Consider the following 26,657-nt stretch of genomic DNA (forward strand, 5'->3'; position numbering starts at 1 on the left):
CACCCTAACCGCGCGCGTTCGCCGTCCGACCGGCCACGACCCGGCGGAGCAGCCGGGTGAGCGCGCTGCTGACCTCGTCCGGCGCCTCGAGCAGCACCATGTGACCGGCACCGGGGACGACGATGTACTCCGCCGCGTTCTCGCCGGACTGCGTCAGGCGCTCGACGATCAGCTCGCTGTGCTCCTTGGGGATCATGGTGTCCCGGTCGCCGGTGAGCACGAGCGTGGGCACCTGGCGCAGCGGCTCCAGGCGGCCGGTCTCGTCCAGCCCGGCCAGGGCCGGGTAGAACTCCGCGATGACGTCGACCGGCGTGCCCGCGATCATCGCGTCGACGTAGCGGACCAGCGCCGGGTCCACGTCGGCCGAGCCGAAGGACAACGCCTTGGTCGCGGCCGACACCAGGTCGGCGGCGACCCGCCGGGTGCGCTCGGCGAACGTCGGCCGGTGCCGCATGGTCCAGGCGGCGACGGGGAGGATCGCGGCGCGCAGCCGGGTGAGCATCTCCGGCAGCCCGAAACTCAGCTCGGCGAGGTTGCCGCTGGAGGTGGACAGCAGCGCGGCCCCGACGACGCGGGTGCCGAACAGCTCGGGACGGGAGGCGGCCAGTCCCATGATGGTCATGCCACCCATGGAGTGGCCGACCAGCACGACCGGCCCCCGCGGCGCGCGGGCGTCCAGGACCGTCCCGAGGTCGGCGGCCAGCTGCTCGATCGTGGAGCGTGCGGGGGCGCCCCGGCCCGAGGAGCCGTGTCCGCGCTGGTCGTAGAAGACCAGCCGCGCCTGCGGCCGGTGTCCGTTCTCGGTCGCCAGCTCCGCGGCCAGCGCGCGCCGCTGGAAGGCCCACGAGGCCATCGACAGCGTGTAGCCGTGCACGAAGACGACCGTCAGCGGGGCGTCCCCCGGCCCGATCTCCTCCACCGAGAGGAGCACCCCGTCGTCGGCCTGGACCAGGGCGGTGCGGTCGGCGGGGCGGGCCTCGGCGCCGAGGGGGTCGGCCCGGCGCAACTGCCCCTCGGGAGAACCGGACGGCAGCTCGGCGGCCGGCCGGAGCTCCACGGCACGTACCCGCCGTGCGGCGATCCGGCTCACGGCCACCCCGGCGGCGGTACCGGCGGCGGCCAGCCCGACGACCGCGCCGACGATGCCGGCGGTGAGCCCGCGGGGATGCCTGGCGGGCGGCGGGTGCTTCCGCGCCATCAGACCGCCCCCGCGGAGCCGACGTACCGCCGGGTGAACCGGCCGCCGATCCGGGTGACCAGCTCGTAGTGGATGGTGTCGACCGCGTCGGCCCAGTCCTGGGCGGTGGGCTCCCCGCGCTCCCCCGGGCCCCAGAGGACCACCTCGTCGCCGGGCGCCACCGGGTCGTCCCCGACGTCCAGCACGAACTGGTCCATGCAGACCCGCCCGGCGATCGTCCGGCGGGCGCCGGCGGCGAGGACCGGAGCCCGGTTGCCGCCGGCCCGCGGCACCCCGTCGGCGTAGCCGACCGGCACCAGCGCCAGCGTCGTCTCGGCGGGCGTCGTGTACGTGTGCCCGTAGGACACCCCCGCCCCGGCCGGCACCCGCTTGGTCAGCGCGACGGCGGCCCGCACCGTCATCGCCGGCCGGAGCCCGTGGGCGGCGGCGTCCCCGCCGAGCGGGTCCAGCCCGTAGACGGCGACGCCCGGGCGCACCATGTCGTACCAGGTCTCCGGCAGGGCCACGGTGGCCGCGGAGTTGGCCAGGTGCCGGCGGGCGCCGGTGAGGCCGGCGGCGCGCGCGACCGCGACGGCCTCCTCGAACACCCGCACCTGCGCGCCGATGGTGGGGTGCGTCGGGGCGTCGGCGTAGGCCATGTGGCTCCACAGCCCGACGACCTCGACGTCGCCGTCGGCCTGCGCCCGCGCCGCCGCGGCGACCAGCCGCGGCCACTCGGCGGCGGGCGCGCCCTCGCGGGAGAGCCCGGTGTCGACGCACAGGTGCAGCCGGGCGGCGCGGCCGGTGGTCCGGGCCGCGGCGACCACCTCGGCCAGCCCCCACGCCGCGTTGACCGACACCTCGACGTCCGCGGCCAGCGCGGCGGCGAAGTCGGCGCCCGGGCCGTGCAGCCAGGCCAGCACCGGCGCCGTCACCCCGGCGGCACGCAGCGCCAGCGCCTCGTCCAGCACCGCGACACCCAGCTGGTCGGCTCCCCCGGCCAGCGCCGCCCGGGCGGCCGGCACCAGGCCGTGGCCGTAGCCGTCGGCCTTCACCACCGCCATCAGCGGGCGGGCGACCCGCCCGCGCAGCACCGCGGTGTTCGCCGCGATGGCATCGAGGTCGACGACCACCTCGGCCCGGGTCCCGTTGGTCACGCCCCCGAGTCTGGCAGGCGGTCCGGCCGGACCCCGCGCACCCGGCTGATCGCCTCGGGGAGGTGCCGCACCAGGTCGCCGGCGATCAGCGGCCCCCGCGCGGCGGCGACCTGGCCGGCGCGGCCGTGGACGTGCGCGGCCACGGCCGCCGCCTCGACGGCCGGCAGCCCGGTGGCCAGCAGGGCGCCGGTGATGCCCGACAGCACGTCACCGGTGCCGGCCGTGGCGAGCCACGGCGTGCCGGTGGCGTTGACGAAGGCGGTGCCACCGGGGTCGGCGACCACGGTGGCCTCGCCCTTGAGCAGGACGACGGCGCCCAGGTCGGCCGCCAGCCGGCGGGCGGCGCCGATCCGGTCGGAGCCGGGCCCGTACCCGAACCGGGCGAACTCGCGGTCGTGCGGGGTGAGCACCGTCGGTGCAGGACGGTTGCGCGCGAGGTCCGGTTCGCGGGCCAGCATCGTCAGCGCGTCGGCGTCCGCGAGCACCGGCAGATCGGTGGCGAGGACTTCGGCCAGCACGCTGCGGGCGTCGTCGTCGGTGCCCATGCCCGGGCCCACCACCCAGGCCTGCACCCGGCCGGCATCGCCGGGCCGGCCATCGGTGACGATCGCCTCGGGCCAGGCGGCACGCACGCCGTCGGCGGCTGTCCCGGCGTAGCGCACCAGCCCGGGTCGGGTGCGCAGCGCGGCTCCGGTGCACAGGACGCCGGCGCCGGGGTAGGTGGCCGATCCCGCGACGATCCCGACCACGCCCTGGGTGTACTTGTCGTCGTCGGCGTCCGGCAGCGGCAGGCGGGCCGCGGCGTCCGCGTCGGTGAGCTGCCACGCGGCCGGGGCCGGCAGGTGCTCGTCCAGGCCGATGCCGATGAGGTGCACCTCGCCGGCGTGGCCGCGCCCCTGCCCCACGACCAGCCCCGGCTTGACCGCGCCGAAGGTCACGGTGTGCGTGGCGGCGAAGGCTGCCCCGTCGACCGCACCGGTGTCGGCGTCCACCCCGCTGGGCACGTCGACGGCCACCATCAGCGCCGGTCCCGCGGCGGCCCGGTCCACCAGCGCGGCGGCGTCCGGCCGCAGCCCGCCGGAGCCCCCGATCCCGGTGATCCCGTCGAGCACGAGATCGGCCCGCTCGAGGGCCGGCCCGGCCGCCTCGGGTGCGACAACGCGGCCACCGGCCCGCCGGAATGCGGTCAGCCCCGCCTCGTGCGCCCGCTCCGGAGCCAGCAGGGCGGCGGTGACCTGCGTACCGCGGGAGGCCAGCCGCGCCCCGGCGAACAGCGCGTCACCGCCGTTGTTGCCCGCGCCCACCAGGAGGGTGACGCGCGCACCGTAGGAGCGGCCGAGCAGGCGGAGGCAGACGGTGGCCAACCCGGTCGCCGCACGCTGCATCAGGGCGCCGTCCGGCAGTGCCGCCAGCAGCCGGGCCTCCGCCGCGCGGATCTCCGCCGCGGTGAACAGGCCGATCACGTGGTCTCCCGGCCCAAGCCCTCGGCGACGACGACCGCGGAGGCGATGCCCCCGTCGTGGCTGAGGGAGACGTGCCAGGACGTGACGCCCAGCTGCGCCGCCCGGCCGGCCACCGAGCCGCGCACCTCCAGGTGCGGGCGGCCGTGCTCGCCGACGGTGACCTCGGCGTCGTGCCAGCGCAGGTCGCCGGGGGCGCCGAGCGCCTTGGCCAGGGCCTCCTTCGCCGCGAACCGGGCGGCCAGCGACTCGCCGGTCCGGGGGCCACCCGAGGGGGTGCGCTGCTCGGCCGCGGTGAACAGCCGGTCGCGCAGCCCCGGTGTGCGGGCGAGCGACTGTGCGAAGCGCTCCACCGGCACGACGTCGATCCCGACCCCGATGATCACCCGGCCAGTCTGCCGCCTCCGCGGCGTCCTGGCTCACCGCACGGGGTCCTGGCTCACGGTCGACGGTGAGCCAGGACCACTGATGACCAGGTCACCTGATCATCATCGAGCGAGTTCACTCGACGGTGACGCTCTTGGCCAGGTTCCGCGGCTGGTCGACGTCGTAGCCGCGCGTGTCGGCGATCTCGCAGGCCAGGATCTGCAGCGGCACGGTGGTCACGACCGGCGCGAGCAGGGTCGGCGTGCGCGGCACCCGGATGAGGTGGTCGGCGTAGGGGACGACGTCGTCGTCGCCCTCCTCGGCGATCACGATCGTGCGCGCCCCGCGGGCCCGGACCTCCTGGATGTTCGAGACGACCTTGCCGTGCACCGAGTTGCGGCTGCGCGGCGACGGCACGACGACGACCACGGGGGTGCCCTGGTCGATGACCGCGATCGGCCCGTGCTTGAGCTCGCCCGCCGCGAACCCCTCGGCGTGGATGTAGGCCAGCTCCTTGAGCTTCAGCGCGCCCTCGAGCGCCACCGGGAAGCCGACGTGCCGGCCGAGGAAGAGGACCGTGTTCGCGTCGGCCAGCGACCGGGCGAGCTCCCGCACCGGCTCCATGCCGGTCAGCACCTCGGCGACTGCGTCGGGCAGCCCGCGCAGGTCGTCGACGATCGAGGCGATCTCGTCCTCGAACTTCATGCCGCGCACCTGGGCCAGGAACAGGCCGACCAGGTAGCAGGCGACGAGCTGGGTGAGGAAGCCCTTGGTCGAGGCGACGGCGATCTCCGGGCCGGCGTGGGTGTAGAGCACGGCGTCCGACTCACGCGGGATGGTGGAGCCGTTGGCGTTGCAGATGGCCAGCACGCGGGCCTTCTGGTCCTTCGCGTGCCGGAGGGCCATCAGCGTGTCCATCGTCTCGCCGGACTGGCTGATGACGACGACGAGCGTGGAGCGGTCCAGGACCGGGTCGCGGTAGCGGAACTCGCTGGCGACCTCGACCTCGACGGGGATGCGGGTCCAGTGCTCGATGGCGTACTTGGCGATCAGGCCCGCGTGGTAGGCGGTGCCGCACGCCACGACGAAGACCTTGTCGATGTCCCGCAGTTCCTGGTCCGACAGCCGGACCTCGTCGAGGACGAGCTCGCCGTCCTCGCCCAACCGACCCAGGAGGGTGTCGGCGATCGCCTGGGGCTGCTCGGCGATCTCCTTGAGCATGAACCAGTCGTAGCCGCCCTTCTCCGCGGCGGCAGCGTCCCAGTCGACCGTGTAGGCGGTGGGCTCGGCCGGCGTGCCGTCGAAGCCGGTGACGGTCAGGCCACGGGTGCGGTCGATCTCGACGACCTGGTCCTGCCCGAGCTCGCGTGCCTGGCGGGTGTGCCCGATGAAGGCGGCGACGTCGGACCCCAGGAAGTACTCACCGTCGCCGATGCCGACGACGAGCGGACTGCTGCGCCGGGCCGCGACCAGCGTGTCGGGCTCGGCCACGTGCGTGGCGACGAGGGTGAACGCGCCCTCCAGCCGCTGGCAGACCGCGCGCATCGCCTCGGCGAGCCGGCCCTCACCCGCGGGGGTGGACTCGTACACCGCCGCCAGCAGGTGGGCGACCACCTCGGTGTCGGTCTCGGAGGTGAACTCGACGCCGGCCGCCTCGCACTCGGCTCGCAGCGCGGCGAAGTTCTCGATGATCCCGTTGTGGATCACCGCGACCGACCCGTCGGCGGAGACGTGCGGGTGCGCGTTGCGGTCGGTCGGACCGCCGTGGGTGGCCCATCGGGTGTGCCCGATGCCGATGGTGGACTCCGGTAGCGGCCGGTCGGCCAGCACCTTCTCCAGGTTGGCGAGCTTGCCGGCCTTCTTCGCCGAAGAGACGACGTCGTCGGCGACGACAGCGATGCCCGCCGAGTCGTAGCCGCGGTACTCCAACCGGCGAAGGCCTTCCAGGACGACGCCCACCGCGTCCTGAGGGCCGACGTATCCCACGATGCCGCACATTTGACCCAGGCTACCGGCAGTGGCGGACCGATCCGTCCACAACACGTTCCTGCTGCGCAGTACACCGCCACCACTGGCCGTCCCCTGTCACGCCGAGCCCAGCAGTCACACCTCACGGGACTCCTCCGGGCCGCACTTGGTGCGACGGGGAGGGTCCCGTCAAGAGCTAACCGACGTTCGCAACCACGGTCGCCAGGTGCCGGGCCATCGCGTCGGCCTGCTCCTGGGTGGGCGCCTCGATCATCACCCGCACCAGCTGCTCGGTGCCCGAGGGCCGCAGCAGCACCCGGCCGGAGTCGCCGAGCTCAGCTGCCACGGCGTTGACCGCGGCGGCGACCTCGTCGCTCGCGGCCACGGCCAGCCGGTCCTGCACCGGGACGTTGACCAGCACCTGCGGCAGCCGTCGCACCACCGACGCGAGCTCGGCGAGCGAGGAGCCGGTCTCGGCCATGCGGGAGAGCAGGGCCAGCCCGGTGAGCAGACCGTCGCCGGTGGTGGCGTGCTCGAGGAAGACCAGGTGCCCGCTCTGCTCGCCGCCCAGGCTGAGGTCCTGGGTCCGCAGCGCCTCCAGCACGTACCGGTCTCCCACGGCGGTCGTGTGCACCGTGATCCCGGCGTCGCGCATGGTGTGGTGGAAGCCCAGGTTGCTCATCACCGTCGCCACCACGGCGTCGGACTTCAGCGCGCCCCGCTCGTGCAGCAAGAGCGCGCAGATGGCGAGGATGGCGTCGCCGTCGACGACCTCACCGGTCGCCGTGACGGCCAGGCAGCGGTCGGCGTCGCCGTCGTGGGCGATGCCGATGTCGGCACCCCGCTCACGGACCGCCTCGGCGAGCGGGCCCAGGTGCGTGGAGCCGACGCCGTCGTTGATGTTCCAGCCGTCGGGTGTGCAGCCGATGGCGTGCACCGTGGCGCCGGCGCGGCGATAGACCTCCGGTGCCGCGGTGGCGGCTGCGCCGTGCGCTGCGTCGACCACCACCGTCAGGCCGCTCAGCGGCCGGTCGACGGTGGTCAGCAGGTGCTCGACGTAGGCGTCGGTCGCGTCGGTGAGGGCGCGGACCCGACCGATCCCTGCCCCCGTGGGGCGGTGCCCGTCGGACGAGCCGGAGGCCACGGTCTGCTCGATGGCGGCCTCGACGGCGTCGGGCAGCTTGTGCCCGCCCCGGCTGAACAGCTTGATGCCGTTGTCGGGCATCGGGTTGTGGCTGGCCGAGATCATGATGCCCAGGTCGGCATCGCTGCGGCCGGTGAGATAGGCGAGGGCTGGCGTGGGGACCACCCCGGCAAGGAGCACCTCGGCGCCCGCGCTGGTGAGGCCGGCGACGACTGCGGCCTCGAGCATCTCCCCGCTGGCACGTGGGTCACGGCCGACGACCGCGACGGGACGCGAGGTCCCGTCGCGGTCGGCGAGGACGCTTGCGGCGGCACGTGCCACCGCGAGGGCCAGCTCCGGCGTGAGGTCGGAGTTGGCCCGACCCCGGACGCCGTCGGTCCCGAACAGGCGACCCACGGACGTGCCGGTCAGCGCTTGGAGTACTGGGGCGCCTTGCGGGCCTTCTTGAGCCCGTACTTCTTGCGCTCGGTGACGCGGGGGTCACGGGTGAGGAAGCCGGCCTTCTTGAGGGCCGGGCGGTCATCGGGCTCGACCTCGATGAGGGCTCGGGCGATGGCCAGGCGCAGCGCGCCGGCCTGACCCGAGACGCCGCCACCGTGGAGCAGGCCGACGACGTCGTACTGCTCGGCCTTCTCCAGGATCACGAACGGCTCGCGGATGAGCTGCTGGTGGACCTTGTTCGGGAAGTACTCCTCGATGGTGCGGCCGTTGAGCTTGAACTGGCCGGTGCCGGGCAGCAGCCGCACGCGGACGACGGCCTCCTTGCGCCGGCCCACGGTCTGCACCGGACGCCCCTCGGCGTCGGTCACGGTCAGGGCGGAGGTCACTGGGCCACCTGCTTGATCTCGTAGGTCTGGGGCTGCTGCGCAGCGTGCGGGTGCTCCGGGCCGGCGTAGACCTTGAGCTTCTTGAGCATCTGCCGCCCGAGCGTGTTGTGCGGGAGCATGCCCTTGATCGCGCGCTCGATGACGCGGTCGGGGTGCGTGCGCAGCTGGTCGCCCACGTTGATGGTCTTGAGACCACCCGGGTGACCCGAGTGCCGGTAGGCGACCTTGTCGTCGCGCTTGGACCCGGTCAAGGCGACCTTGCCGGCGTTGACGATGACGACGAAGTCGCCGACGTCCACGTGCGGGGCGTACTGGGGCTTGTGCTTGCCGCGCAGGAGCTGCGCGGTCTGGCTGGCCAGTCGACCGAGCACCACGTCAGTGGCGTCGATGACGTGCCAGGCCCGGGCTACCTCGCCGGGCTTGGGGGTGTACGTGCGCACGGCACTCGACTCCTTGCGTCGTCGTCCGGATGGCTGGTGGGATCGCCTCACCGAGCACGGGAGACAGGAACGACGCGCGGGCACCAGCCGGCTTGCGCGCGCCAGCCGGTCACGATACCAGCAGCGCCGGAGCGGCTCCCCCGCCCGCGGTCAGACCACCTCGCGCAGCCGCCCGGTGTCGACGTCGTAGACCGTCCCCCGCACCTCGGCGGCGAACAGGTACGGGGACTCACGCACCAGCCGCACCGACTCGCGGACGTCCTCGTCGACGTCGGCGAAGGCGCGCATCGGCCACGGCGGGCGCTGCCCGGTCGCCTGCTCGACCTGGTCGGCGAAGGCGGCCTCATCAGCCCCGGCCAGCCCGCAGCGGGTGTGGTGGACCAGCAGCACCTCGCGGGTGCCGAGCACGTGCTGGGAGATGGCCAGCGAGCGCAGCACGTCGTCGGTCACCACGCCACCCGCGTTCCGGATGACGTGCGCCTCGCCGGGTGCGAGACCCAGCAGCCGGTAGACGTCCATCCGGGCGTCCATGCACGCCACCACGGCCACGCCCCGGGCCGGGCGCGCCGGTCCGGCGTCGCCCGAGACCTGCTGCGCCCACTCCGCGTTCGCCTCGAGCATCCGGTCGATCTCAGCCACGGCCGGACGGTATCCGGACGCCGTGGCGGTCGCGCTCCCGGGCGATCGCCTCGGCCAGCGCGGCCGGGTCCAGCGATGGCCGGCCCCCCGCGTGCGCGACCGTCGAGGCCGCCGCCGCCGCGCCCAGCCACGCCGCCTCCTCCGGACCGCCCCGGCCGCGCAGCGCCGCGACGAGCCCCGCCACCCACGCGTCCCCGGCCCCGGTGGGATCGACCGTGGAGCCACCCAGCCGCGGCACGAGCACCTCGCCGTCGGCCCAGGCCGGGTCGACCTCCCCCGCCCCCGCCGCGGCGCCGGGGGCCGGGCCGGCGCGCCACGCCACGAGGTCGCCCGGCTCGCCGACCGCCAGCGCCACCATGCGCGGCCCGGCCGAGAGCAGCTGCGCGGCGGCGTCGCGTGCGTCGTCGGGACCGGACAGCCGGCGGCCCACCAGGAGCTCGATCTCGGCGGCGTCGGCCCGGATGACGTCCGCGCGCCCGAGCACCGCGTCCCGGGTCGCCTCGTCCTCCGGAGCCCCGTCGGCCACCACGAGCGCCGTCCGCGACGCTCGCTCCAGCGCCGCGCGCACGGCCGCGCCCGGTTGCTGCAGCTGGAGGCTCAGCACCTGGCAGCCCGCGACCGTCCCCCCGGCGGCGGCCACGTCGGCGGGGGTGAGCAGCGCACCGGGCGGGACGTCCTCGACCAGCCGTCGCCGGCCGCCGTCCTCGACCAGGTCCAGCAGGAGCGCGGTCGGCGTGCCCGGACGGGCAACGACGCCGGAGACGTCGATCCCGTCGGCTGCGGCCTGCGCCAGCACGTCCCGCCCCGGGGCGTCGTCACCGACGACGCCGACCAGCACCACCGGGACGCCGAGCTGCGCGAGCGCGACCGCCTGGTTGGCCCCCTTGCCACCGAGCAGCTCCCGCCGCTCCGAGGCCGCGACCGAACCGCCGGCGGCGGGCAGCTCGGCCACTCGCAGCACGAGGTCCCGGCCGATCTGCCCGAGCACGACGACGTCGGCCATCAGGTCCCCTCCCCGCCGGGTCCCCGGCGCGACCCGGCCGGCGATCAGCGAGGATGTGCCCCGTGCGCACGGTCGAGGAACACCAGGCGGTCGTGAACGCCCTGCTGCCCGCGTCCCCGGAGGAGACCGTGCCGCTCGCGGCGGCGCACGGGCGCGTGCTCGCCCGGGACGTCGTCGCGCGGGTACCGCTGCCCGGCTTCGACAACTCGGCGATGGACGGCTACGCCGCCCGCTGGGCCGAGGTGGGCGGCGCCGGGCACTCCCCCGTGCGGCTGCCGGTGGCCGAGGACATCCCGGCGGGACGGACCGACGTCGTCCTCCTGGAGCCGGGGACCGTGCACCGCATCATGACCGGCGCACCACTGCCCCCGGGGGCCGACGTCGTCGTCCCCGTGGAGTCCACCGACGGCGGCACCGACGTCGTGGAGCTGCGCGACTGCCCGCCCGCCGGGAGCCACCTGCGGCGCGCCGGCGAGGACATCGCCGCAGGCACCGTCGCGCTGGCCGCGGGGGCGCCGCTGGGGGCGTCCCAACTGGGGCTGGCCGCCGCCGTGGGGGCCACCGGGCTGCCGGTCCGCCGCCGCCCCCGCGTGCTGGTCCTCTCCACGGGCAGCGAGCTCGTCGCCCCCGGGGAGGAGCTTGCCCCCGGGCAGATCTACGAGTCCAACTCCACCCTGCTCGCCGCGGCCGTCGACGAGGCCGGTGGCCTCCCCCGCCGGCTGCACTTCGTGCCCGACGACGTCGACCAGTTCCTCGCCACCGTGCGGGCGGAGCTGGCGACGGCGGACCTGCTGGTCACCAGCGGGGGCGTGAGCGCCGGCGCGTACGAGGTGGTCAAGGACGCCTTCCGGACGCTGGGCACCGTCGAGTTCGGCAAGGTGGCCATGCAGCCCGGTGGACCCCAGGGGGCCGGCACCGTCGACGGCGTCCCGGTGATCACGCTGCCCGGCAACCCGGTGAGCGCCTTCGTGTCGTTCGAGGTCTTCGTCCGCCCGGCCCTGCGCCGCGCCCTCGGGCACGCCGACCCCGACCGGCTGCGGGTGCCCGCACGGCTCGCCGGGCCGCTGCGCTCCCCGGCCGGACGCCGCCAGTTCCTGCGCGGCCGCTACGACGGCGGGGTGGTGTCCCAGGTGGGCGGCCCCGGCTCGCACCTGGTCGCGCACCTGGCCCGCGCGAACTGCCTGGTCGTCGTCCCCGAGGACGTGACCGGACTGCCCGCCGGCGCCGAGGTCGACGTCGTGCTGATCGAGGGAGCCCTCCGATGACCGAGCCACGCCTCACCCACGTCGACGAGAGCGGCGCCGCCCGGATGGTGGACGTGAGCGCCAAGGCGGTCACCGCACGCGAGGCCACCGCCGCGGGTCGGGTGCTGATCAGTGCCGAGGTGGTCGACCTGCTGCGCGGGAAGGGCGTGCCCAAGGGCGACGCGGTGGCCGTGGCGCGGATCGCCGGCATCGCCGGCGCCAAGCGGACGCCGGACCTCGTGCCCCTGTGCCACCCGATCGCGCTGCACGGCGTCACCGTCGACATCGAGGTGGCCGACGACGCCGTGGAGATCACCGCCACCGCCCGCACCGCCGACCGGACCGGCGTGGAGATGGAGGCGCTCACCTCGGTCGCCGTGGCGGGGCTGACGGTGATCGACATGGTCAAGGCCGTCGATCCGCGCGCGACCATCACTGACGTGCGGCTGCTGCGCAAGAGCGGCGGAAAGAGCGGGGAGTGGACCCGGTGAGCGCTCCCCTGCCGGACGGCGCGCGCGCCGTCGTCGTCACCGCCTCCAACCGCGCCGCGGCGGGCGTCTACGCGGACCGCAGCGGTCAGGCGCTCGCCGCCGGGCTGCGGGATCTCGGGTTCGTCGTCGCCGGCCCGCACGTCCGGCCCGACGACGTCGAGGCGCTGGCCGCCGTCCTGCGGGAGGCCGTGGCGTCGGGCGCCGACGTCGTGCTCACCACCGGCGGGACGGGGCTCACCCCCACCGACGTGACCCCCGAGGCGACCCGCGCGGTCCTGGAGCGGGAGGCTCCCGGCATCGCCGAGGCGGTCCGTCGGTACGGCGAGCCGACGGTGCCGACGGCGGTGCTCTCCCGCGGTCTGGCCGGCACGGCCGGCCGCACGCTGATCGTCAACCTGCCCGGCTCCACCGGCGGGGTGAAGGACGGGCTGGCCGTCCTCGGGCCGCTGCTCCCCCACGTCGTCAGCCAGCTCCGCGGCGGCGATCACTAGTCCAGCTCGAGGCGCTCCTGGTGGGTGTAGACGTTGCAGCCGTCGCCGCGGAGGAACCCGACCAGGGTGATGCCCACCTCGCGGGCGAGCTCGACGGCCAGGGACGACGGCGCCGACACCGCGGCCAGCACCGGGATGCCGGCCATCGCCGCTTTCTGGGTCAGCTCGAAGCTGGCCCGCCCGCTCACCATCAGCACGTGGCCGGCCAGCGGCAGCCGGCCGTGCCGGACGCCGTCGCCGATCACCTTGTCGACGGCGTTGTGCCGGCCGACGTCCTCCCGCAGCGCGACCAGACGCCCGTCGGCCGCGAACAGGCCCGCCGCGTGCAGGCCGCCGGTTTTGGCGAACACCTGCTGCTCCGCCCGCAGCCGCTCCGGCAGCACGAGCAGCACCTCGAGCGGCAGGCGCAGGGCGTCGGCAGCGATGTCGAAGGCGGTCTTGGTGCGGATCGCGTCGATGCTCGCCTTGCCGCAGACCCCGCACGAGCTGGACGTGTAGAAGTTCCGCTCCAGGCCGGTGTCCGGCACCGGCACGCCGGCGGCGAGGTCGACGTCGACGACGTTGTAGGTGTTCCTGCCCTCGGCGTCGACGGAGTCGCAGTAGCGCAGCCCCGCCACGTCGCCGGGACCGCCGATCACGCCCTCGGTGGCGAGGAAACCGTGCACCAGGTCGAAGTCGTCGCCGGGCGTGCGCATGGTGACCGCGAGCGGCGTGCCGTTCAGCCGGATCTCCAGCGGCTCCTCCGCAGCCACCGCGTCCGGCCGGGTGGTGCGCTGCTGACCTCGGATGCGCAGCACCGGGGTGCGGCTGGTGACTCGTCCCACGGCGTGGACGGTACCCACGCCCGTCGGCCTACGGTGCTGCCATGCAGGAGCTCCCGCCCTACTCGGCCGTGGTACTGGCCGGCGGCCGGGCCGCGCGGCTCGGCGGTCGGCACAAACCGCAGCTCCGGGTCGGGGACCGCACGATGATCGCGGCGGCGCTCGCCGCCGTGGCCGACGCCTCCTCCCGGGTGGTGGTCGGCCCGCCGCAGGAGGTGCCGGCCGGCGTGACCCTCACCCGGGAGGACCCGCCCGGCGGGGGCCCGGTGGCCGCGCTCCGGGCCGGGCTGGCCGCCGTGGAGACCGACGTCGTCGCCGTCCTGGCCGGCGACCTGCCGTTCGTCACCGGGTCGCTGATCGGTGAGCTGCGCCGGCGACTGCAGCGGGACGGCGTCCTCGTCGTCGACGACAGCGGCCGCGACCAGGTCCTGCTCGGGGTCTGGCGGTCCGCGGCCCTGCGCCGGGCGGTGGGCGACCCCGCCGGCCCCCGCGCGCTGTTCCGAGCGCTCTCCGGCCTCGCCGTCGACCGGTACCGCCCCCCGGTGCCACCGGGCGAGGTGCCGCCGTGGCTGGACTGCGACACCCCGGAGGAGCTCGCCCGGGCCCGGGAGGTAGCCAGCCGCGCTCCGGGGTAGGGCCGGTCCATGCGCATCGTCCTCGCCGGCGCCCACGGGCAGGTCGCCCGCCGCCTCGGCCGTCAGCTGTCCGACCGCGGCGACACCGTCCTCGGCCTCGTCCGCAATCCCGACCACCGGGACGATCTGGAGGCCGACGGCGTCACGCCGGTGGTCCTGGACCTGGAGTCCGCCACGGTCGACCAGGTCGCCGACGTCGCGTCGGGCGCCGACGCCGTGGTGTTCGCCGCGGGCGCCGGGCCGGGCAGCGGTGCCGCCCGCAAGGACACCGTCGACCGCGGCGCGGCCGTCCTGCTCGCCGACGCCGCCGAGCAGGCCGGGGTCCGGACGTACCTCCTCGTCTCCTCCATGGGTGCCGACCTGGTCGCCGACGGTGCCTCCCCGGAGGGCGTCGAAGAGGTCTTCACCGCCTATCTGCGGGCGAAGCTGGCCGCGGAGCAGGACCTGCTGGCCCGCCCCGAGCTGGCGGTGACGGTGCTGCGGCCGGGCGGCCTCACCGACGATCCGGGCACCGGCCGGGTCACCCTCGACCGCCACGTCGAACGCGGCGAGATCCCGCGGGACGACGTGGCCGCGGTGCTGCTCGCCTTCCTGGATTCCCCCCGGGACGGCGCCGTCGCCGAACTCGTGAGCGGCGGGACGCCGGTGGCGGAGGCGGTCGCGTCCGTGCCGTGACCCCGGGGCTCCGGCTCCGTGGGCCTCGGTGCTGCCGGCCCCCGGTCCTGGCCGTGGAGCGCCCGGCCGTCAGGCCCGCCGGGCGCGGGTGACCCCGGCGCGGGCGGCGAGGTCGGCGTCGGGGGGATAGTCCACCGCGACCAGGGTCAGGCCGTGCGCCGGCGCGACCGGCACCTCGCTGGACCGCTCGGTGCGGGAGACCAGGCTCGCCGGCCAGTCCAGCGGACGACGCCCCTCACCGACGGCGAGGAGCGCGCCGACGAGGCTGCGCACCATCGAGTGGCAGAACGCGTCCGCCGACGCGTCGATGCGCACCGTCTGCGAGCCGTCGTCCTCCCGGTGCCGTGCCACCGCCAGCCGCAGCAGCGTCCGGATCGTCGTCGCCCCCTCCCGCCGCCTGCAGTAGGCCGCGAAGTCGTTCTGGCCGAGCAGCAGCCCGGCCGCGAGGTCCATGGCGGCCGCGTCGAGCCGCCGGGGCCAGGTGGCCGTGTCGGCCCGGCGCAGCGGGGACGGACCCGCGGGGTCGTCGGTGAGCCGGTAGACGTAGTGACGGGCCAGCGCACCGAACCGCGCGTCGAACGCCGGATGGGCCTCCGTCACGGCCCGGACGGCGATGTCGGACGGCAGCACCCCGCGCAGCCGGCGGATGAGCTTGGGGCCCTGCTCCGCCCAGATCACGGCGGGCACGTCCACGTGCACCACCTGCCCGGTGGCGTGCACGCCGGCGTCGGTGCGGCCGGCGACGGTCAGCTCCACGTCGCTGCGCAGCACGACGGACAGGGCCTGCTCGAGCTCGGCCTGCACGGTGCGCAGCGCCGGCTGGCGAGCCCAGCCGTGGAAGCCCGCGCCGTCGTACTGCACGTCCATGCGGAGACGGACGAGCCCGCCACCGGTGTCGGTGACGGGCTCATCCATGTCAGGCTCGGCGGTCAGCGGGCGATCGCGTTCTCGAGCGCTACTGCGGATCGGGCGCGGCGTCGCCGCCCTGGTACTGCTGGCTGGCGGTCGCGGCGTCGCCCAGCTCGGCGGCCTCGATCTCGGCCGCCGCGGCGTTCGCGAGCTCCGGCGACAGCGCGGGGTCCTCGACGATCGCGGCGTTCTGCCGCTCCGGCTGAGGAGTGACCTCGTCGTCGTCCTGGCGGTCGCCGTCGGGGTTGAAGAGGTCGGTCACGACCTCCTGCGCCTCGTCGGTGACGCTCGGGTGGGTGGGCGACGACTCGACCACGGCCGGCGAGGTGTCCCCGCCGGGCCCGGTCGTCTCGCCCTCGAACGTGGCCCCCTGGTCGCCACCACCGGCGGACACGCCCGCGGCGCCCGCGCCGGCGACGTTCTCGGGGTCACTCATCGCGCGTCCGTGCCCTCGCCGTCGGCGGCCGGCGCATCGGCGCCGACCTCGTCCGGAGAGTCCGCGGAGTCGGCACTGTCGACCGAGTCGACGCTGTCCACGGAGTCCGCCGAGTCGGTGGGCTCGACGGCGTCCGCCGGCTCGACGGCGTCCGCGGTGACCTCACCGGCGGCGGAGGCCGCACCGGCGCCCGCGGCGAACGTCGTGCCGCGTGCCCGCTCGGCCTCGCCGACGGCCTGCTGGCCGACGGTCAGGGCCTCGACGAGCTCGATGACCGCCATGGGGGCGTTGTCGCCCTTGCGGGGGCCCACCTTGGTGATCCGGGTGTAGCCACCGGGACGGTTCTCGTAGCGAGGACCGATCTCGGCGAAGAGGGTGTGGACGACGTCCTTGTCACGGATGGTCGTCATGACCTGACGACGAGCGTGGAGGTCACCGCGCTTGGCGAACGTCACCAGCTTCTCGGCCAGGGGACGCAGGCGCTTCGCCTTCGTCTCGGTGGTGGTGATCCGCCCGTGCTCGAACAGCGCGGTGGCCAGGTTGGCCAGCATCAGCCGCTCGTGCGCGGGGGACCCGCCGAGACGGGGGCCCTTGGTGGGGGTGGGCATGTCGGTCCTTCCTCAGGCGGCCGGGCGCTCGCTGCCGGCTGCATCCGTGATGCTGCTGTCGTCCGTACTGCGGTGGTGCGCTGCACTGCTCGTGGCGCCAGTGTGGCGCGCCCCGGGGCCGGGCCGGACGGCGGGTGCTCCCCGCCGTCCGGCCCGTGCCGCTCAGAGCTGCTCGGTCTCCTGGAAGGAGCCCTCGTTGTACTGGGCCTGGTCGTAGCCGGCGGCGTACTCGCCGGTGCCCTGGTAGGCGTCGGTCTCGTAGCCCTCGTCGTAGCTCTCGATCGACGTCGGGATGAACCCGGGCGGGCTGTCCTTGAGCGCCAGGCCCATGGCCGCCAGCTTCATCTTGACCTCGTCGATGGACTTGGCCCCGAAGTTCCGGATGTCCAGCAGATCGGCCTCGGAACGGGTGACGAGCTCACCGACGGTGTGCACGCCCTCGCGCTTGAGGCAGTTGTAGGACCGGACCGTGAGGTCCATGTCCTCGATCGGCATCGAGAAGTTGGCGATGTCGGCAGCCTCGGCCGGGCTCGGCCCGACCTCGATGCCCTCCGCCTCGATGTTGAGCTCGCGCAGCAGGCCGAACAGCTCGACCAGGGTCGACCCGGCCGACGCGATGGCGTCCCGCGGGGCGATCGACGGCTTGCTCTCGACGTCGACGACCAGACGGTCGAAGTCGGTGCGCTGCTCGACACGGGTCGCCTCGACGGCGTAGGTGACCTTGAGGACCGGCGAGTAGATCGAGTCCACGGGGATGCGGCCGATCTCCTGGCCGGGCTGCTTGTTCTGCGGCGCGGGCACGTAGCCGCGGCCCCGCTCGACGACCAGCTCGATCTCCAGCCGGCCCTTGCCGTTCAGCGTGGCGATGTGCAGCTCGGGGTTGTGCACCTCGACGCCGGCCGGGGGGGCGATGTCCGCCGCCGTGACCTCACCGGGGCCCTGCTTGCGCAGGTACATGGTCACCGGCTCGTCGGAGTCGGAGCTGACCACGAGGCCCTTGAGGTTCAGGATGACCTCGGTGACGTCCTCCTTGACGCCCGGCACGGTGGTGAACTCGTGCAGGGTGCCCTCGATGCGGATGCTGGTGACCGCCGCACCGGGGATGGAGGACAGCAGCGTGCGCCGCAGGGAGTTGCCGAGGGTGTAGCCGAAACCCGGCTCGAGCGGCTCGATGATGAACCGCGAGCGCTGCTCCGAGATGGTCTCCTCGGTCAGCGTGGGGCGCTGTGCGATGAGCATTGTGTCTCCTTCAGGTCCTCCGGCACCCGCCATATGACGCCGTGAGGGGTGGTGCTGGCTCCGGCGGGCATCTGTCCGCCCGCCGGAGCCGGTGGTGCTGTGGGGCTTACTTCGAGTACAGCTCGACGATCAGCTGTTCCTGGACCGGGGTGTCGATCACCTGGCGGGCCGGGATGCCGTGCACCAGCACGCGCAGCTGGCTGCTGATGACCTCCAGCCACGGCGGCACGGGGCGCTCGCCGGCGCGGGCCTGGGCGATCTCGAACGGCAGCATCGTGCGCGACTTCTCCGCGACCTCGACGATGTCGTTCTCGCTGACCCGGTAGGACGGGATGTCGACCTTGCGGCCGTTCACCCGGATGTGGCCGTGGCGCACCAGCTGGCGGGCCATGTCGCGGGACTCGGCGAAGCCGGCCCGGTAGACCACGTTGTCCAGCCGCGACTCGAGGATCTGCAGCAGGACCTCACCGGTCTTGCCGGTCTTGCGGTTGGCCTCTTCGTAGTACCCGCGGAACTGCTTCTCCAGGACGCCGTAGATGCGGCGTGCCTTCTGCTTCTCGCGGAGCTGGAGCAGGTACTCGCTGTCCTTGCTGCGGCCACGGCCGTGCTCGCCCGGCGGGTACGGCCGGATCTCGATCGGGCACTTCGCGGACTCGCACTTGCTGCCCTTGAGGAACAGCTTCATCTTCTCGCGCCGACACAGGCGGCAGTCGGCTCCGGTGTAACGGGCCACGTCAGGTACTCCTCGTTCGTCTCGTCAGTGGACCGCGGTCAGACCCGGCGGCGCTTCTTGGGGCGGCAGCCGTTGTGCGGCTGCGGCGTCACGTCCTGGATCTGCCCGACCTCGAGGCCGGTGGCCTGCAGGGAGCGGATCGCGGTCTCGCGGCCGGAGCCGGGACCCTTCACGAAGACGTCGACCTTGCGCATGCCGTGCTCCTGCGCCTTGCGGGCGGCGTTCTCCGCCGCCATCTGCGCGGCGAAGGGCGTGGACTTGCGCGAGCCCTTGAAGCCGACGTGGCCGGCGGAGGCCCAGCTGATCACGTTCCCGTTGGGGTCGGTGATCGAGACGATCGTGTTGTTGAACGTGCTCTTGATGTGCGCAGCACCGTGAGCGACGTTCTTCTTCTCCTTGCGGCGGACCTTCTTGGCACCGGCCGCGGCGCGAGCCCTGGGAGGCATATGTCTGTCGAATCCTTTGTCTTTCGTGGCCTGGATCCGGTGAGGCTGCGTACGGGCCGCAAGCCGAGCCGGGGGGCACACGGGGGGCGGAGCCCCCCGTGCGTTTACTTCTTGCCGGCCTTCTTCTTGCCGGCGATGGTCTTGCGCGGGCCCTTGCTCGAGCGCGCGTTGGTCTTGGTGCGCTGACCGTGCACCGGGAGACCGCGGCGGTGCCGCAGGCCCTGGTAGCAACCGATCTCGATCTTCCGGCGGATGTCGCCGGCGACCTCGCGACGGAGGTCACCTTCGACGCGGAAGTGCTCGTCGATGTAGTCGCGGAGCTTCAGCAGGTCCTCGTCACTGAGGTCCTTGGCGCGCAGGTCGGGGCTGACGCCCGTCGCGGCCAGGGTCTCCTGGGCGTGGTGCTTGCCGATGCCGTAGATGTAAGTGAGCGCGATCTCCATCCGCTTCTCGCGGGGCAGGTCGACGCCGGCCAGTCGTGCCATGTTCAGGTACTCCCTCAGCCCTGGCGCTGCTTGTGCCGGGCGTTCTCGCAGATGACCATGACCCGGCCGTGCCGGCGGATCACCTTGCACTTGTCGCAGATTGTCTTCACCGACGGCTGGACCTTCACCGGTGCCGCCCCTCATTCCTCAGATCGATGTGCCGGGATCCGGGCGTGTGCTGCCCGGACCGGACGGTCACTTGTAGCGGTAGACGATGCGACCGCGCGTCAGGTCGTAGGGCGAGAGCTCCACGACCACGCGGTCCTCGGGCAGGATGCGGATGTAGTGCTGCCGCATCTTGCCGCTGATGTGGGCGAGCACCCGGTGCCCGTTCTGCAGCTCGACCCGGAACATCGCATTGGGCAGCGGCTCGACGACGCGACCCTCGACCTCGATGGCCCCGTCTTTCTTCGCCATGCCCTACACGCGCTCCCTGACTCGGTGGTACTGGATCCTTGTGCGCCCGCGCCGGTACCCGGCGGGTTGCACGCGGAGATTGCAGAACAGGTGGTGCTGACGCTCTCGCAGAGGGCGTTCCCGGTCATGCGGCCACAGCACGACGGAGGAACGGCGCTAGCGCCACAGAAGATCGTACCCCGATGCCCCACGCGTCACCAACCCGCCCCCGATGAGCTGGGCCACGCTCCGCGCGGACGGGCTTCAGGTGCGCGGGCTGACGCCGAACGGGGCGAGCCCCGCCACACCACCGTCCTCGGCGGTGAGGACCCACGGGCCCTCGGGGGTGATCGCCACCGTGTGCTCGAAGTGCGCGGCCCGGGACCCGTCCTTGGTCACCACGGTCCACCCGTCCTCGAGCTCCACGGTCGCCGGGTCCCCGATCGTCACCATCGGCTCGATGGCCAGCACCAGCCCGGGGACGAGCTTCGGGCCCCGGCCGGGCCGCCCGTAGTTCAGGACGTGCGGGTCCTGGTGCATCTCCGTGCCGATGCCGTGGCCGCCGTAGTTGTCGACGATGCCGTACTCGTGCTCGTGGGCGCGGATCGACTCCTCGACGGCGTGGCTGATGTCGGTCAGCCGGCCGCCCGCGACGGCCCGGGACAACCCGGCCCACATCGAGCGCTCGGTCACCTCCAGCAGCGCGGCGTCCTCGGCCGAGGGCTCCCCCACCGTGACGGTGACGGCGGAATCGCTGTGCCAGCCCTCGAGGATGGCGCCGCAGTCGACGGAGATGTTGTCCCCAGCGGCCAGCCGGCGCTCCGGGTTCGGGATGCCGTGGACGATCTCCTCGTTGATCGAGGCGCAGATCGTCCCGGTGAAGCCGTGGTAGCCGAGGAAGTTCGGCACGGCACCGTGCGAGCGGATGTAGTCCTCCGCCACGGCGTCCAGCTCACCGGTGCTGACCCCGGGCACGACGGCGGCCTTGACGGCCTTGAGGGCCCCGGCCGTGATCAGCCCCGAGGCACGCATGAGCTCGATCTCGTGCGCGGTCTTGATCTGGATCATGCGTCCACTCCACTTCGCCAGCAGCGGGATGCGACCGAGGATGCCTGTCGTCATCTGCCGCGCTGCTCCTTCACCGGGCCCGGAGGGCGGCAGTCAGACGGAGGCCGGCTGCCCGGCCTCGTCGTCCCCGTCGACGCCCATCGCGCGCAGCGCCCGGGCGGTGACCTCCTCGACCGAACCGATCGCGTCGATCCTGGCCAGGAGGCCCTCGTCCTCGTAGAAGCCGGACAGCGGTGCCGTCTGTTCCCGGTACACGGTGAGCCGGTGCCGGACCGTCTCGGGCTTGTCGTCGTCGCGCTGCACTTCCTGGCCGTCGACGACCATCCGCCGCCCGGAGAGCCGGCGGACCAGCTCCTCCTCGTCGACGACGAGCTCGAGGACCCGGTCCAGGGCGTGCCCGAGCTCGCCGAGCGACTCCCGGAGCTGCTCGGCCTGCGGGATGCTGCGGGGGAAGCCGTCCAGCAGGAACCCTGCCTTGGCGTCCGGGTCCGCCAGCCGGTCCTTGACCATCGCGACGGTGATCTCGTCGGGGACGAGGTTGCCGGCATCGAGGTAGGTCTTGACCCGCTTGCCGAGCTCGGTCTGGCCGCTCACGTTCGCCCGGAAGATGTCACCGGTCGAGATCGCGGGCACGCCGAGCTCGCCGGCGATGATCTGCGCCTGGGTGCCCTTGCCTGCTCCGGGGGGGCCCAGGAGGACGATGCGCACTACTTCAGGAACCCTTCGTAGTTGCGCTGGTTGAGTTGCGTCTCGATCTGCTTCACCGTCTCCAACCCCACTCCGACCATGATCAGGACTGCGACCCCGCCGAAGGGGAAGTTCTGGTTCTGCCCCGGCTGCGTCACGGCCAGGAAGAAGTTCGGCAGGACGGCGACCAGGCCCAGGTAGATCGACCCGGGCAGCGTGATCCGCGACAGCACGTACTGCAGGTACTCCGCCGTCGGGCGGCCGGGCCGGATACCCGGGATGAACCCGCCGTACCGCTTCATGTCGTCGGCCCGCTCCTCCGGGTTGAACGTGATCGACACGTAGAAATACGTGAAGAAGACGATCAGGCCGAAGAACACCGCGATGTGCACCGGGCTGCTCTGGTCGATGACGTAGGTCTCGAAGAACTGCCGGACCCCACCGGTCTCGCTGCCCTGCAGCTGGATGATCAGCTGCGGCAGGTACAGCAGTGACGACGCGAAGATGACCGGGATGACACCTGCCTGGTTCACCTTCAGCGGCAGGTAGGTGGAGGTGCCGCCGTACATCCGGCGGCCGACCATGCGCTTGGCGTACTGGACCGGGATCCGGCGCTGCGCCTGTTCCACGTACACGACCGTGCCGATGATCACCACGGCGAAGGCGCAGACCACGGCGAAGACGATGCCGCCGCGGGTCTGCAGGATCGAGCCGCCCTCGGCGGGGATGCGCGCCGCGATCGAGGTGAAGATCAGCACGGACATGCCGTTGCCGATCCCCTTCTCGGTGAGCAGCTCGCCCAGCCACATGATCAGGGCGGTGCCGGCGGTCAGCGAGACGACGAGGATCACCGTCGTCCAGACCGACTGGGACGGGATGATCGCCTCGCTGCAGTTCGGGAACAGCTGACCGCTGCGCGCCAGGGCGATGATGCCGGTGCTCTGCAGGACGGCGAGCGCGATGGTGAGGTACCGGGTGTACTGGGTCAGCTTGGCCTGACCCGACTGCCCTTCCTTCTTCAGCTGCTCGAACCGCGGGATCACCACCACCAGCAGCTGCACGATGATGCTCGCCGTGATGTACGGCATGATCCCGAGCGCGAACACGCTCAGGCGCAGCAGCGCGCCGCCGGAGAACAGGTTCACCAGCGAGTAGATGTCGCGCTGGTCGGACGCCTGCGCCTGCTCGAGGCAGCTGTTGATCGCCTCGACCGAGACCCCCGGGCCAGGGATGGCCGCACCCAGGCGGTAGACGGCGATGATCGCCAGGGAGAACAGCAACTTGCGCCGGAGGTCTGGCGTCCGGAACGCCGCGGCGAACGCCTGCAGCACGTGCCCTCCCCTGATCGGTCGAGTGAGGTTAGCAATGAAGGACCCCGCTGCCCCCCGGCCACTCGCAAGCTCGCGGCGGGGCCGTGCAGGCGGGTCGTGGCGGGACCGGGTAGCACACGACCCCCGCGGGCGCGAGATGCGCGCCCGCGGGGGTCGCCGGCGTCAGACGCGGGTGGTGCTGCCCCCGGCCGCGGCGATCTTCTCGGCCGCGGATGCGGAGAAGGCGTGCGCGTGGACGTCGACCTTGACGCCGCCCAGCTCACCGGTGCCCAGCACCTTGACCGGCTGGCCGCGCCGCACGGCGCCGGCCTCGGCCAGGGTGTCCGGGTTGACCGGGCCGCCCTGCGGGAACAGGGACGCGATCCGGTCGAGGTTGACGACCTGGAAGACGACCTTGTTGTTGTTCTTGAAGCCCGAGAGCTTGGGCAGCCGCATGTTCAGCGGGGTCTGCCCACCCTCGAACCGCGCGGAGACGGTGCCCCGTGCGCCGGTGCCCTTGGTGCCGCGCCCGGCCGTCTTGCCCTTCGAGCCCTCACCACGACCCACACGGGTCTTGCGGGTGTGGGCACCGGGGGCGGGACGCAGGTGGTGAACCTTCAGAGTCATAGCGAGTCTTTCCTCAGACCTCTTCGACGGTGACCAGGTGGGGCACCGTCGCGACCATCCCGCGGATCTCGGGACGGTCCTCCTGAACGACCGAGTCGTTGATCTTCTTCAGGCCCAGCGAGCGCAGCGTCTCGCGCTGGTTGGGCTTGGTGCCGATCGCGGACTTGACCTGGGTGACCTTCAGCTGCGCCATCTCAGACCCCCTGACCCGCGCGGGCACGCAGCATGGCGGCCGGAGCGACGTCCTCGAGAGGCAGGCCGCGGCGGGCCGCGATCTCCTCGGGGCGGACGAGGTCCTTCAGCGCCTGCATCGTGGCGTGCACGATGTTGATCGGGTTCGACGAACCGAGGCTCTTGGAGAGCACGTCGTGGATCCCGGCGCACTCCAGCACGGCACGGACCGGGCCACCGGCGATGACACCGGTACCGGGGCTGGCCGGCTTGAGCAGCACGACACCGGCGGCCGCCTCACCCTGCACCGGGTGCGGGATGGTGCTGGCGATGCGCGGCACCTTGTAGAAGTGCTTCTTGGCCTCCTCGACGCCCTTGGCGATCGCCGCGGGCACCTCCTTGGCCTTGCCGTAACCGACGCCCACGGTGCCGTCGCCGTCGCCCACGATCACCAGGGCGGTGAAGCTGAAGCGCCGACCACCCTTGACGACCTTGGAGACGCGGTTGATGGCCACCACGCGCTCGATGTAGTTGCTCTTCTCGGCGGGAGCGCCTCCGGGGCCCCGCCCGCCGTCACGGCGGTCACGGCGGTCGTTACCGCCGCCGGCGCCGCCGCCGCGTCGCTGTGGTCCTGGCATCAGACGTCCCTCTCGATCTGCTCGCTGCTGCTGGTGGGGTGGGAGATCATCAGAAGTCCAGCCCACCCTCGCGGGCACCGTCGGCCAGGGCGGCGATGCGCCCGGCGTACCGGTTGCCACCGCGGTCGAAGACGACCGACGTGATGCCGGCGGCCTTCGCGCGCTCGGCCACCAGGGCACCCACCTGACGGGCCAGGGCGGACTTGTCGCCCTCGGCACCGCGCAGGCCGGCGTCCATGGTGGACGCGCTCACCACGGTGCGGCCGACGGTGTCGTCGACCACCTGCACGTGGATGTGGCGCGCGCTGCGCTTGACCACCAGGCGCGGACGCTCCGGCGTGCCGGATACCCGCTTGCGCAGCCGGTTGTGACGGCGGAGCCGCGAGACGCGACGTGCCGTGCTGATGTCGGTGCCGACGGGCTTGTGTCCGCCGGCGGTCTTCCCGTTCGTGGAAGTTGCTGCCTGAGCCATCACTTACCCGTCTTCCCGACCTTGCGCTTGACGACCTCGCCCTGGTACCGCACGCCCTTGCCCTTGTACGGGTCGGGCTTGCGGATCTTGCGGATCTTGGCCGCCACCTCGCCGACCAGCTGCTTGTCTATGCCGCTCACCCGCAGGCGGGTGGGCGACTCGACCGCGAAGGCGATCCCCTCGGGGGCCTTGACCGGGACGGGGTGGCTGAAGCCCAGGGCGAACTCGAGGTCCGAGCCGCGCGCCTGGACGCGGTAACCGACACCGACGATCTCGAGGGTCTTGGTGTACCCCTCGGTGACGCCGGTCATCATGTTGGCGATCAGAGTCCGCGAGAGCCCGTGCAGGGCGCGGTTCTGACGCTCGTCGTTGGGGCGCTGCACCCGCAGCGTGCCGTCCTCGTCGCGCTCGACGGTGATCGGTGCGGCGACCGTGTGGCGAAGCTCGCCCTTGGGTCCCTTCACGCTGACCGTCTGGCCGTCGATCGTGACGTCCACACCACTGGGCACGGCGATCGGGAGTCGTCCGATCCGTGACATCTTCGCTCGCTCCTCTTACCAGACGTAGGCGAGGACTTCCCCGCCCACGCCCTTCTTGTTCGCCTGCTTGTCGGTCAGCAGCCCGGTCGAGGTCGAGATGATCGCCACGCCGAGACCGCCGAGCACCTTGGGCAGTGCGGTGGACTTCGCGTACACCCGCAGGCCGGGCTTGGAGACCCGCCGGACCCCGGCGATGCTCCGCTCGCGGTTGGGGCCGTACTTCAGGTCGATGACCAGCTGCTTGAACGGGTTGCCGTCCTTGTCGGTCTCGTCGACGCGCCAGCCGGCGATGTAGCCCTCCTGCTGGAGGATCTCGGCGATGTGCGTCTTGAGCTTCGACGACGGCATGACCGCGGAGTCGTGGTACGCCTGGTTGGCGTTCCGCAGACGCGTGAGCATGTCTGCGATCGGGTCGGTCATGGTCATGGCGTAGTGGTGCCTCTCTCACCGCGGTTCCTCATGCGCCGGGTCGTCCCGGACTTGGCGCGTGGGCCTCTCGGCGATCGGTGGTGCTCGGTCGGTGACTTGCTGGATCGGTCCGGCTGCAGGGACCCGCGGCGCGCGAAGCGTGTCGTGGGGGCAGCCGGATCCTTCACCAGCTGGACTTGCGCACGCCGGGGAGCTCCCCGGCGTGGGCCATCTCCCGCAGGCAGATGCGGCACAGGCCGAACTTGCGGAAGACCGCGTGCGGGCGACCGCACCGCTGGCAGCGGGTGTAGCCGCGGACCGCGAACTTGGGCTTGCGGGCCGCCTTGTTGATCAGAGCCTTCTTGGCCATGGTTGTCTCCTACCGGCTCAGCGGATGGTGGTCACGACGGGCTGGCCGGCGAAGGGGAAGCCGAGCTGGCGGAGCAGCTCGCGGCCCTCGTCGTCGTTCGTGGCGGTGGTGACCAGAGTGATGTCCATGCCGCGCTGCCGGTCGATCTTGTCGACGTCGATCTCGCGGAACATCGACTGCTCGTTCAGGCCGAACGTGTAGTTGCCGTGGCCGTCGAACTGCTTGCAGTTCAGCCCGCGGAAGTCGCGGATACGGGGCAGGGCCAGCGACAGCAGCCGGTCCAGGAACTCCCACATCCGGTCGCCGCGGAGGGTGACCTTCGCGCCGATCGGCATGCCCTCGCGCAGCTTGAACTGAGCGATGGACTTGCGGGCCCGGACGACGGCCGGCTTCTGACCGGTGATGGCGGTGAGGTCGCGGACCGCGCCGTCCATCAGCTTCGCGTCGCGGGTCGCCTCGCCGACGCCCATGTTGACGACGATCTTGGTCAGTCGCGGGATCTGCATGACGTTCTCGTAGCCGAACTCGCTCTGCAGCGCCGGCACGATCGTCTGGCGGTAGTTGGCGAGCATGCGTG

At 73.0% G+C, this 26,657-nt stretch carries 35 protein-coding genes and 1 pseudogene; 5 read left to right on the plus strand and 31 right to left on the minus strand.

Annotated elements, in window-relative coordinates; all coding sequences use genetic code 11:
- Nucleotides 1–4: 4 nt before the first annotated feature.
- From BLASA_RS19450 to BLASA_RS19495, 10 genes are all read right to left on the minus strand, one after another.
- Nucleotides 5–1,198, minus strand: a complete 1,194-nt coding sequence (locus BLASA_RS19450; protein WP_014377947.1) for an alpha/beta fold hydrolase — start codon at nt 1,196–1,198, stop codon at nt 5–7.
- Complete coding sequence (gene alr, locus BLASA_RS19455) at nt 1,198–2,334, minus strand: alanine racemase (RefSeq protein WP_014377948.1); 1,137 nt, start codon at nt 2,332–2,334, stop codon at nt 1,198–1,200. The genes BLASA_RS19450 and alr overlap by 1 nt, the downstream gene beginning before the upstream one ends.
- Nucleotides 2,331–3,797, minus strand: coding sequence for an NAD(P)H-hydrate dehydratase (locus BLASA_RS19460; RefSeq protein ID WP_014377949.1), 1,467 nt, complete (start codon nt 3,795–3,797; stop codon nt 2,331–2,333). Before BLASA_RS19460 ends, alr begins: the two co-directional genes overlap by 4 nt.
- The gene (locus BLASA_RS19465) at nt 3,794–4,180 is read right to left on the minus strand and encodes a holo-ACP synthase (RefSeq protein ID WP_014377950.1); all 387 of its coding nucleotides are present in this window, start codon (nt 4,178–4,180) and stop codon (nt 3,794–3,796) included. The genes BLASA_RS19460 and BLASA_RS19465 overlap by 4 nt, the downstream gene beginning before the upstream one ends.
- Nucleotides 4,181–4,295: 115 nt before the next feature.
- On the minus strand, nt 4,296–6,158 hold the full coding sequence (gene glmS, locus BLASA_RS19470) for a glutamine--fructose-6-phosphate transaminase (isomerizing) (RefSeq protein WP_014377951.1): 1,863 nt from the start codon (nt 6,156–6,158) through the stop codon (nt 4,296–4,298).
- A gap of 166 nt (nt 6,159–6,324) precedes the next feature.
- Complete coding sequence (glmM, locus tag BLASA_RS19475; RefSeq protein ID WP_014377952.1) at nt 6,325–7,668, minus strand: phosphoglucosamine mutase; 1,344 nt, start codon at nt 7,666–7,668, stop codon at nt 6,325–6,327.
- An 11-nt stretch (nt 7,669–7,679) separates the two neighbouring features.
- Entirely contained in the window at nt 7,680–8,057 is a 378-nt protein-coding gene (rpsI, locus tag BLASA_RS19480) for a 30S ribosomal protein S9 (RefSeq protein WP_231839664.1), read from the minus strand.
- 38 nt (nt 8,058–8,095) lie between these two features.
- Nucleotides 8,096–8,539 (minus strand): 50S ribosomal protein L13, encoded by a 444-nt coding sequence (gene rplM, locus BLASA_RS19485; RefSeq protein WP_014377954.1) that lies wholly within the window; start codon nt 8,537–8,539, stop codon nt 8,096–8,098.
- 150 nt (nt 8,540–8,689) lie between these two features.
- Nucleotides 8,690–9,178, minus strand: coding sequence for a beta-class carbonic anhydrase (locus tag BLASA_RS19490; RefSeq protein WP_014377955.1), 489 nt, complete (start codon nt 9,176–9,178; stop codon nt 8,690–8,692).
- A complete protein-coding gene (locus BLASA_RS19495) occupies nt 9,171–10,181 on the minus strand; it encodes a PfkB family carbohydrate kinase (protein ID WP_014377956.1) in 1,011 nt (336 codons plus the stop codon). The genes BLASA_RS19490 and BLASA_RS19495 overlap by 8 nt, the downstream gene beginning before the upstream one ends.
- 53 nt (nt 10,182–10,234) lie before the next feature.
- Here BLASA_RS19495 and glp point away from each other — a divergent pair, with 53 nt between their 5' ends.
- The 3 genes from glp to BLASA_RS19510 are packed head-to-tail and all read left to right on the plus strand — an operon-like array spanning nt 10,235 to nt 12,407.
- The gene (gene glp / locus BLASA_RS19500; RefSeq protein WP_166486599.1) at nt 10,235–11,446 is read left to right on the plus strand and encodes a gephyrin-like molybdotransferase Glp; all 1,212 of its coding nucleotides are present in this window, start codon (nt 10,235–10,237) and stop codon (nt 11,444–11,446) included.
- The gene (gene moaC, locus BLASA_RS19505) at nt 11,443–11,916 is read left to right on the plus strand and encodes a cyclic pyranopterin monophosphate synthase MoaC (protein WP_014377958.1); all 474 of its coding nucleotides are present in this window, start codon (nt 11,443–11,445) and stop codon (nt 11,914–11,916) included. The genes glp and moaC overlap by 4 nt, the downstream gene beginning before the upstream one ends.
- A complete protein-coding gene (locus tag BLASA_RS19510; RefSeq protein ID WP_014377959.1) occupies nt 11,913–12,407 on the plus strand; it encodes a MogA/MoaB family molybdenum cofactor biosynthesis protein in 495 nt (164 codons plus the stop codon). Before moaC ends, BLASA_RS19510 begins: the two co-directional genes overlap by 4 nt.
- Here BLASA_RS19510 and fdhD read toward each other — a convergent pair.
- Nucleotides 12,404–13,231, minus strand: coding sequence for a formate dehydrogenase accessory sulfurtransferase FdhD (gene fdhD, locus BLASA_RS19515; RefSeq protein ID WP_041776759.1), 828 nt, complete (start codon nt 13,229–13,231; stop codon nt 12,404–12,406). The two genes, BLASA_RS19510 and fdhD, sit on opposite strands and share 4 nt — an antisense overlap.
- A 41-nt stretch (nt 13,232–13,272) precedes the next feature.
- On the opposite strand from fdhD, the gene mobA reads away from it, so the two are divergent.
- Nucleotides 13,273–13,863 (plus strand): molybdenum cofactor guanylyltransferase, encoded by a 591-nt coding sequence (mobA, locus tag BLASA_RS19520; RefSeq protein WP_014377961.1) that lies wholly within the window; start codon nt 13,273–13,275, stop codon nt 13,861–13,863.
- 9 nt (nt 13,864–13,872) lie between these two features.
- Nucleotides 13,873–14,538, plus strand: coding sequence for an NAD(P)-binding oxidoreductase (locus BLASA_RS19525; RefSeq protein ID WP_014377962.1), 666 nt, complete (start codon nt 13,873–13,875; stop codon nt 14,536–14,538).
- 69 nt (nt 14,539–14,607) lie between these two features.
- On the opposite strand, the gene truA is transcribed toward BLASA_RS19525, so the two are convergent.
- From truA to rplE, 20 genes and pseudogenes are all read right to left on the minus strand, one after another.
- Entirely contained in the window at nt 14,608–15,453 is an 846-nt protein-coding gene (truA, locus tag BLASA_RS19530; protein WP_014377963.1) for a tRNA pseudouridine(38-40) synthase TruA, read from the minus strand.
- Between the two features lie 40 nt (nt 15,454–15,493).
- Complete coding sequence (locus tag BLASA_RS19535) at nt 15,494–15,883, minus strand: hypothetical protein (protein ID WP_014377964.1); 390 nt, start codon at nt 15,881–15,883, stop codon at nt 15,494–15,496.
- A 260-nt stretch (nt 15,884–16,143) separates the two neighbouring features.
- Nucleotides 16,144–16,491 (minus strand): annotated as a pseudogene (gene rplQ, locus BLASA_RS26605) (50S ribosomal protein L17); the annotation flags it as partial.
- 162 nt (nt 16,492–16,653) lie between these two features.
- Nucleotides 16,654–17,730: a DNA-directed RNA polymerase subunit alpha gene (locus BLASA_RS19545; protein ID WP_014377966.1), complete on the minus strand. Its 1,077-nt coding sequence runs from the start codon at nt 17,728–17,730 to the stop codon at nt 16,654–16,656.
- 106 nt (nt 17,731–17,836) lie between these two features.
- Nucleotides 17,837–18,463, minus strand: a complete 627-nt coding sequence (gene rpsD, locus BLASA_RS19550; RefSeq protein WP_014377967.1) for a 30S ribosomal protein S4 — start codon at nt 18,461–18,463, stop codon at nt 17,837–17,839.
- 38 nt (nt 18,464–18,501) lie between these two features.
- Complete coding sequence (rpsK, locus tag BLASA_RS19555; protein WP_014377968.1) at nt 18,502–18,909, minus strand: 30S ribosomal protein S11; 408 nt, start codon at nt 18,907–18,909, stop codon at nt 18,502–18,504.
- Between the two features lie 104 nt (nt 18,910–19,013).
- A complete protein-coding gene (rpsM, locus tag BLASA_RS19560; RefSeq protein ID WP_014377969.1) occupies nt 19,014–19,394 on the minus strand; it encodes a 30S ribosomal protein S13 in 381 nt (126 codons plus the stop codon).
- Nucleotides 19,395–19,408: 14 nt separating this feature from the next.
- Complete coding sequence (rpmJ, locus tag BLASA_RS19565; protein ID WP_014377970.1) at nt 19,409–19,522, minus strand: 50S ribosomal protein L36; 114 nt, start codon at nt 19,520–19,522, stop codon at nt 19,409–19,411.
- A 67-nt stretch (nt 19,523–19,589) separates the two neighbouring features.
- Nucleotides 19,590–19,811, minus strand: coding sequence for a translation initiation factor IF-1 (gene infA, locus BLASA_RS19570; protein WP_012950459.1), 222 nt, complete (start codon nt 19,809–19,811; stop codon nt 19,590–19,592).
- Between the two features lie 243 nt (nt 19,812–20,054).
- Complete coding sequence (gene map / locus BLASA_RS19575) at nt 20,055–20,912, minus strand: type I methionyl aminopeptidase (protein ID WP_231839499.1); 858 nt, start codon at nt 20,910–20,912, stop codon at nt 20,055–20,057.
- A gap of 39 nt (nt 20,913–20,951) precedes the next feature.
- On the minus strand, nt 20,952–21,566 hold the full coding sequence (locus BLASA_RS19580; RefSeq protein WP_014377972.1) for an adenylate kinase: 615 nt from the start codon (nt 21,564–21,566) through the stop codon (nt 20,952–20,954).
- Nucleotides 21,566–22,876: a preprotein translocase subunit SecY gene (gene secY / locus BLASA_RS19585; RefSeq protein WP_014377973.1), complete on the minus strand. Its 1,311-nt coding sequence runs from the start codon at nt 22,874–22,876 to the stop codon at nt 21,566–21,568. Before secY ends, BLASA_RS19580 begins: the two co-directional genes overlap by 1 nt.
- Nucleotides 22,877–23,038: 162 nt before the next feature.
- Nucleotides 23,039–23,482, minus strand: coding sequence for a 50S ribosomal protein L15 (gene rplO / locus BLASA_RS19590; protein WP_041775858.1), 444 nt, complete (start codon nt 23,480–23,482; stop codon nt 23,039–23,041).
- Nucleotides 23,483–23,495: 13 nt separating this feature from the next.
- Nucleotides 23,496–23,675, minus strand: a complete 180-nt coding sequence (gene rpmD, locus BLASA_RS19595; RefSeq protein ID WP_041775859.1) for a 50S ribosomal protein L30 — start codon at nt 23,673–23,675, stop codon at nt 23,496–23,498.
- 1 nt (nt 23,676) lies between these two features.
- Nucleotides 23,677–24,291: a 30S ribosomal protein S5 gene (gene rpsE, locus BLASA_RS19600; protein ID WP_026857030.1), complete on the minus strand. Its 615-nt coding sequence runs from the start codon at nt 24,289–24,291 to the stop codon at nt 23,677–23,679.
- A gap of 49 nt (nt 24,292–24,340) precedes the next feature.
- Nucleotides 24,341–24,763: a 50S ribosomal protein L18 gene (gene rplR, locus BLASA_RS19605; RefSeq protein WP_014377977.1), complete on the minus strand. Its 423-nt coding sequence runs from the start codon at nt 24,761–24,763 to the stop codon at nt 24,341–24,343.
- Nucleotides 24,763–25,302, minus strand: coding sequence for a 50S ribosomal protein L6 (gene rplF / locus BLASA_RS19610; protein ID WP_041775860.1), 540 nt, complete (start codon nt 25,300–25,302; stop codon nt 24,763–24,765). The genes rplR and rplF overlap by 1 nt, the downstream gene beginning before the upstream one ends.
- 15 nt (nt 25,303–25,317) lie before the next feature.
- On the minus strand, nt 25,318–25,728 hold the full coding sequence (rpsH, locus tag BLASA_RS19615; RefSeq protein ID WP_014377979.1) for a 30S ribosomal protein S8: 411 nt from the start codon (nt 25,726–25,728) through the stop codon (nt 25,318–25,320).
- A gap of 166 nt (nt 25,729–25,894) precedes the next feature.
- Nucleotides 25,895–26,080: a type Z 30S ribosomal protein S14 gene (locus tag BLASA_RS19620; protein WP_014377980.1), complete on the minus strand. Its 186-nt coding sequence runs from the start codon at nt 26,078–26,080 to the stop codon at nt 25,895–25,897.
- Nucleotides 26,081–26,097: 17 nt separating this feature from the next.
- Entirely contained in the window at nt 26,098–26,652 is a 555-nt protein-coding gene (gene rplE / locus BLASA_RS19625) for a 50S ribosomal protein L5 (protein WP_014377981.1), read from the minus strand.
- Between the last annotated feature and the right edge of the window lie 5 nt (nt 26,653–26,657).

This window comes from Blastococcus saxobsidens DD2 (assembly GCF_000284015.1).
Lineage (GTDB): Bacteria > Actinomycetota > Actinomycetes > Mycobacteriales > Geodermatophilaceae > Blastococcus > Blastococcus saxobsidens_A.

Coding starts and splice junctions, on each gene's coding strand:
- rpsE (WP_026857030.1), bottom strand. CDS start 24,291: ATGCCAGGACCACAGCGACGCGGCGGCGGCGCCGGCGGCGGTAACGAC.
- rplO (WP_041775858.1), bottom strand. CDS start 23,482: ATGACTCTGAAGGTTCACCACCTGCGTCCCGCCCCCGGTGCCCACACC.
- moaC (WP_014377958.1), top strand. CDS start 11,443: ATGACCGAGCCACGCCTCACCCACGTCGACGAGAGCGGCGCCGCCCGG.
- rpsM (WP_014377969.1), bottom strand. CDS start 19,394: ATGGCACGACTGGCCGGCGTCGACCTGCCCCGCGAGAAGCGGATGGAG.
- glp (WP_166486599.1), top strand. CDS start 10,235: ATGTGCCCCGTGCGCACGGTCGAGGAACACCAGGCGGTCGTGAACGCC.
- glmS (WP_014377951.1), bottom strand. CDS start 6,158: ATGTGCGGCATCGTGGGATACGTCGGCCCTCAGGACGCGGTGGGCGTC.
- infA (WP_012950459.1), bottom strand. CDS start 19,811: ATGGCGAAGAAAGACGGGGCCATCGAGGTCGAGGGTCGCGTCGTCGAG.
- mobA (WP_014377961.1), top strand. CDS start 13,273: ATGCAGGAGCTCCCGCCCTACTCGGCCGTGGTACTGGCCGGCGGCCGG.
- rpmD (WP_041775859.1), bottom strand. CDS start 23,675: ATGGCGCAGCTGAAGGTCACCCAGGTCAAGTCCGCGATCGGCACCAAG.
- BLASA_RS19535 (WP_014377964.1), bottom strand. CDS start 15,883: ATGAGTGACCCCGAGAACGTCGCCGGCGCGGGCGCCGCGGGCGTGTCC.
- BLASA_RS19545 (WP_014377966.1), bottom strand. CDS start 17,730: ATGCTCATCGCACAGCGCCCCACGCTGACCGAGGAGACCATCTCGGAG.
- BLASA_RS19495 (WP_014377956.1), bottom strand. CDS start 10,181: ATGGCCGACGTCGTCGTGCTCGGGCAGATCGGCCGGGACCTCGTGCTG.
- BLASA_RS19620 (WP_014377980.1), bottom strand. CDS start 26,080: ATGGCCAAGAAGGCTCTGATCAACAAGGCGGCCCGCAAGCCCAAGTTC.
- rpsH (WP_014377979.1), bottom strand. CDS start 25,728: ATGACCATGACCGACCCGATCGCAGACATGCTCACGCGTCTGCGGAAC.
- rplF (WP_041775860.1), bottom strand. CDS start 25,302: ATGTCACGGATCGGACGACTCCCGATCGCCGTGCCCAGTGGTGTGGAC.
- rplR (WP_014377977.1), bottom strand. CDS start 24,763: ATGGCTCAGGCAGCAACTTCCACGAACGGGAAGACCGCCGGCGGACAC.
- rplE (WP_014377981.1), bottom strand. CDS start 26,652: ATGCTCGCCAACTACCGCCAGACGATCGTGCCGGCGCTGCAGAGCGAG.
- BLASA_RS19525 (WP_014377962.1), top strand. CDS start 13,873: ATGCGCATCGTCCTCGCCGGCGCCCACGGGCAGGTCGCCCGCCGCCTC.
- truA (WP_014377963.1), bottom strand. CDS start 15,453: ATGGATGAGCCCGTCACCGACACCGGTGGCGGGCTCGTCCGTCTCCGC.
- BLASA_RS19450 (WP_014377947.1), bottom strand. CDS start 1,198: ATGGCGCGGAAGCACCCGCCGCCCGCCAGGCATCCCCGCGGGCTCACC.
- map (WP_231839499.1), bottom strand. CDS start 20,912: ATGACGACAGGCATCCTCGGTCGCATCCCGCTGCTGGCGAAGTGGAGT.
- rpsK (WP_014377968.1), bottom strand. CDS start 18,909: ATGCCTCCCAGGGCTCGCGCCGCGGCCGGTGCCAAGAAGGTCCGCCGC.